Genomic DNA, 5444 nt, shown 5'->3' with positions numbered 1-5444 from the left:
AACCGGCTAGTGGACGCGAACACACACTCACACACAACCCCGTTTCAGGGTCATGAGGATCGAAGAGGAAACATTGTTGATTGTAAGTTGTTGGCATATTAGTACCAGTCAGCTCCACACATCGTTAGTCTGTGCGTCCACCTCTGGCCTATCAACCCAATAATCTCTTGGGTGCCTACACCCCACACGGGGGTTGGAAACCTTATCTCATAGCAGGCTTCCCGCTTAGATGCTTTCAGCGGTTATCCCTTCCGAACGTAGCCAACCAGCCATGCACCTGGCGGTACAACTGGCACACCAGAGGTTCGTCCGTCCCGGTCCTCTCGTACTAGGGACAGGTCTATTCAAGTTTCCTACGCGCGCAGCGGATAGGGACCGAACTGTCTCACGACGTTCTAAACCCAGCTCGCGTACCGCTTTAATGGGCGAACAGCCCAACCCTTGGGACCTACTCCAGCCCCAGGATGCGACGAGCCGACATCGAGGTGCCAAACCATGCCGTCGATATGGACTCTTGGGCAAGATCAGCCTGTTATCCCCGGGGTACCTTTTATCCGTTGAGCGACCACGCTTCCACAAGCCATGGCCGGATCACTAGTTCCGACTTTCGTCCCTGTTCGACCTGTCAGTCTCACAGTCAAGCTCCCTTGTGCACTTACACTCAACACCTGATTGCCAACCAGGCTGAGGGAACCTTTGAGCGCCTCCGTTACATTTTAGGAGGCAACCGCCCCAGTTAAACTACCCACCAGGCACTGTCCCTGAACCCGATCAGGGTCCGAGGTTGAGGTATCCGAAAGCATAAGAGTGGTATTTCAACGATGACTCCACACACACTAGCGTGCCTGCTTCACAGTCTCCCACCTATCCTACACATACACTACCGAACACCAATACCAAGCTATAGTAAAGGTCCCGGGGTCTTTCCGTCCTGCTGCGCGTAACGAGCATCTTTACTCGTACTGCAATTTCGCCGAGTTTATGGTTGAGACAGCGGAGAAGTCGTTACGCCATTCGTGCAGGTCGGAACTTACCCGACAAGGAATTTCGCTACCTTAGGATGGTTATAGTTACCACCGCCGTTTACTGGGGCTTAAATTCTCAGCTTCACCACCAAAGGTGGTTGACCAGTCCTCTTAACCTTCCAGCACCGGGCAGGCGTCAGTCCGTATACATCGACTTGCGTCTTCGCACGGACCTGTGTTTTTAGTAAACAGTCGCTTCTCCCTGGTCTCTGCGACCCTTACACGCTTACCACCGCACAGGTGTTCACGCTCAGGGCCCCCCTTCTCCCGAAGTTACGGGGGCATTTTGCCGAGTTCCTTAACCATAATTATCTCGATCGCCTTAGTATTCTCTACCTGATCACCTGAGTCGGTTTAGGGTACGGGCGGCTCACACCTCACGTCGAGGTTTTTCTAGGCAGCAGAGGATCACCAACTTAACCCCATCAGATCTCACCCCTATAACAGATCCCGGATTTACCTAGAACCTGGGCTACATCCTTGGCCGTCGACAACCATCGCGACGGTTTGGCTACCTTCCTGCGTCACCCCTGTTAATACGCTCACGCCACACCACGCACTCCCGCGTCACACACACAACACTCAACTCACCCCCGAAGGGACAAGCAAGCACGCGCATATAAAGAGGGAGATTACAATGTTTTGTGTTGGGCGGTGTTACACCGGTACCAGAATATCAACTGGTTATCCATCGACTACGCCTGTCGGCCTCGCCTTAGGTCCCGACTAACCCAGGGCAGATTAACTTGACCCTGGAACCCTTGATCATCCGGCGGACGGGTTTCTCACCCGTCTTTCGCTACTCATGCCTGCATTCTCACTCGTGTAGTCTCCACCACTAGATTCCTCTGCAGCTTCATCGCCCACACGACGCTCCCCTACCCATCCACACAACTGAACCACAAAGGCTTGCTTTCATGTGTGAATGCCACAGCTTCGGCGGTGTACTTGAGCCCCGCTACATTGTCGGCGCAGAATCACTTGACCAGTGAGCTATTACGCACTCTTTCAAGGGTGGCTGCTTCTAAGCCAACCTCCTGGTTGTCTATGCAACTCCACATCCTTTCCCACTTAGCACACGCTTAGGGGCCTTAGCTGGTGGTCTGGGCTGTTTCCCTCTCGACTACGGAGCTTATCCCCCGCAGTCTCACTCCTACACTCTAACTTACCGGCATTCGGAGTTTGGCTAACGTCAGTAACCTGGTAAGGCCCATCGGCTATCCAGTAGCTCTACCTCCGGTAAGAAACATGTAAGGCTGCACCTAAATGCATTTCGGGGAGAACCAGCTATCACGAAGTTTGATTGGCCTTTCACCCCTACCCACAGGTCATCCCCCCAGTTTTCAACCTAGGTGGGTTCGGTCCTCCACGCGGTCTTACCCGCGCTTCAACCTGCCCATGGGTAGATCACTTCGCTTCGGGTCTAGACCCAGCGACTATGGCGCCCTATTCAGACTCGCTTTCGCTACGGCTACCCCACACGGGTTAACCTCGCCACTGAGCACTAACTCGCAGGCTCATTCTTCAAAAGGCACGCCGTCACCCCAACCAAGGAGGCTCCGACGGATTGTAAGCATATGGTTTCAGGTACTATTTCACTGCCCTCCCGGGCTACTTTTCACCATTCCCTCACGGTACTAATCCGCTATCGGTCATTAGGTAGTATTTAGGCTTAGCAAGTGGTCTTGCCAGATTCACACGAGATTTCTCGGGCCCCGTGCTACTTGGGATCCCACACCACAGGCACACATGTTTCGGTTACGGGGGTATCACCCTCTACGCCACCCCTTCCCAAGGGCTTCACCTACACGCGCACTTTTCACTGTGTGTTGACACGGCAGTATCAACCGCATGGTCCCACAACCCCACAAACGCAACCTCTGCCGAGTATCACACGCTCATGGTTTGGCCTGTTCCGCTTTCTCTCGCCAATACTCACGGAATATCTCTTCCTGCCGGTACTAAGATGTTTCACTTCCCGACGTTCCCTCTACCCTGCCTATACATTCAGCAGGGAGTACCTGGACATGACTCCAGGTGGGTTTCCCCATTCGGACACCCTCGGATCACAGCTTGTTTGCCAACTCCCCGAGGCTTAACGCAGGCTACAACGTCCTTCATCGGCTCCTAATGCCAAGGCATCCACCATATGCTCTTAAAAACTTACAACAACAAAATCTACAGAACACCAGAAAAATACATGACCACAACACTGTTGCGCCATGCTATTCATCTGATTTAGATGCTCGCGTCCACTATCCAGTTCTCAAACAACAACCACACACCCACACCCAACCACCCACACACAAGGAAGGGGGCCAGACATGACTCATGGAGGTTTCAAGGCAGTTGAAGCCTCATAACCCAACAGTGTGCTTGAACGCCACCAACCCCTTCAACCGCCACCGTTCCACCACACACACAACATGTGAGTAGGTACTAGAGAAAGACAGCCACAAAGACTTGGAAGCCACTTGTTAATGTTCCACCCTGAGCACAACCACTAAAACACTCGTCTAGCGCGTTGCATATGCTCCTTAGAAAGGAGGTGATCCAGCCGCACCTTCCGGTACGGCTACCTTGTTACGACTTAGTCCCAATCGCCAATCCCACCTTCGACGACTCCCTCCCAAAGGGTTAGGCCATCGGCTTCGGGTGTTACCAACTTTCGTGACTTGACGGGCGGTGTGTACAAGGCCCGGGAACGTATTCACCGCAGCGTTGCTGATCTGCGATTACTAGCGACTCCGACTTCATGGGGTCGAGTTGCAGACCCCAATCCGAACTGAGACCGGCTTTTTGGGATTCGCTCACCCTCACAGGATCGCAACCCTTTGTACCGGCCATTGTAGCATGCGTGAAGCCCAAGACATAAGGGGCATGATGATTTGACGTCATCCCCACCTTCCTCCGAGTTGACCCCGGCAGTCTCCCATGAGTCCCCACCATCACGTGCTGGCAACATAGGATGAGGGTTGCGCTCGTTGCGGGACTTAACCCAACATCTCACGACACGAGCTGACGACAACCATGCACCACCTGTACACCAGTCCGAAGACTTACCCATCTCTGAATAATTCCGGTGTATGTCAAGCCTTGGTAAGGTTCTTCGCGTTGCATCGAATTAATCCGCATGCTCCGCCGCTTGTGCGGGCCCCCGTCAATTCCTTTGAGTTTTAGCCTTGCGGCCGTACTCCCCAGGCGGGGCACTTAATGCGTTAGCTACGGCGCGGAACTCGTGGAATGAGCCCCACACCTAGTGCCCAACGTTTACGGCATGGACTACCAGGGTATCTAATCCTGTTCGCTCCCCATGCTTTCGCTCCTCAGCGTCAGTTGCGGCCCAGTGACCTGCCTTCGCCATCGGTGTTCCTCCTGATATCTGCGCATTCCACCGCTACACCAGGAATTCCAGTCACCCCTACCGCACTCTAGCCTGCCCGTACCCACCGCAGATCTAAGGTTAAGCCTTAGACTTTCACGGCAGACGCGACAAGCCGCCTACGAGCTCTTTACGCCCAATAATTCCGGACAACGCTTGCGCCCTACGTATTACCGCGGCTGCTGGCACGTAGTTAGCCGGCGCTTCTTCTGCAAGTACCCTCAACCACACAAAAGATATGGCCTTGTTCCTTACTGAAAGGGGTTTACAACCCGAAGGCCTTCATCCCCCACGCGGCGTCGCTGCATCAGGCTTTCGCCCATTGTGCAATATTCCCCACTGCTGCCTCCCGTAGGAGTCTGGGCCGTGTCTCAGTCCCAGTGTGGCCGGTCGCCCTCTCAGGCCGGCTACCCGTCGTCGCCTTGGTAGGCCATTACCCCACCAACAAGCTGATAGGCCGCGAGTCCATCCCCCACCACTAAAGCTTTCCACAACCACCCATGCGAATAGTTGTCATATCCAGTATTAGCCACCGTTTCCAATGGTTATCCCAAAGTGGAGGGCAGGTTACTCACGTGTTACTCACCCGTTCGCCACTAATCCAAACACTACAAGTAGTGTTCTTCATCGTTCGACTTGCATGTGTTAAGCACGCCGCCAGCGTTCGTCCTGAGCCAGGATCAAACTCTCCATGAAAAAACATTACATTCATAGACACACGCACACCATCCACAAAGAAACATTCGTGAACGATCACGCGCACCAAAATTTGATACCAGCATTCAAACTAATAACTAGCACCCCAACAAACACCCTCAAAAGAAAAGGAATTGCTGGGTTACTACAAACTATTAGTGTTAAACACCAATATGTATAAAACATATAAAACATTCGAGTACACCCACAAACATCACACCCCACACACTCCCACATACGAGAGGGTATGAGACACAACCAGGTGCACCCTACTTGGCATTAACAATCAAACACACTATTGAGATATCAAACAACAACCACACACCAACCCAAACCCCCAC

2 rRNA genes are annotated in these 5444 nt (G+C 53.1%); both read right to left on the bottom strand.

What is annotated here, in order from left to right:
* Nucleotides 1–78: 78 nt before the first annotated feature.
* A 23S ribosomal RNA gene (locus ACFSYH_RS14870) occupies nt 79–3194 on the bottom strand.
* A 372-nt stretch (nt 3195–3566) separates the two neighbouring features.
* A 16S ribosomal RNA gene (locus ACFSYH_RS14865) occupies nt 3567–5103 on the bottom strand.
* Together the 16S and 23S rRNA genes form the textbook arrangement of a ribosomal RNA operon.
* Between the last annotated feature and the right edge of the window lie 341 nt (nt 5104–5444).

The sequence above is a fragment of the Populibacterium corticicola genome, assembly GCF_042683685.1.
GTDB classification, from domain to species: Bacteria; Actinomycetota; Actinomycetes; order Actinomycetales; family Cellulomonadaceae; genus Timonella; species Timonella corticicola.
The sequence above is the reverse complement of the archived record's forward strand: the minus strand, read 5'-3'. Positions and strand labels throughout refer to the sequence as shown.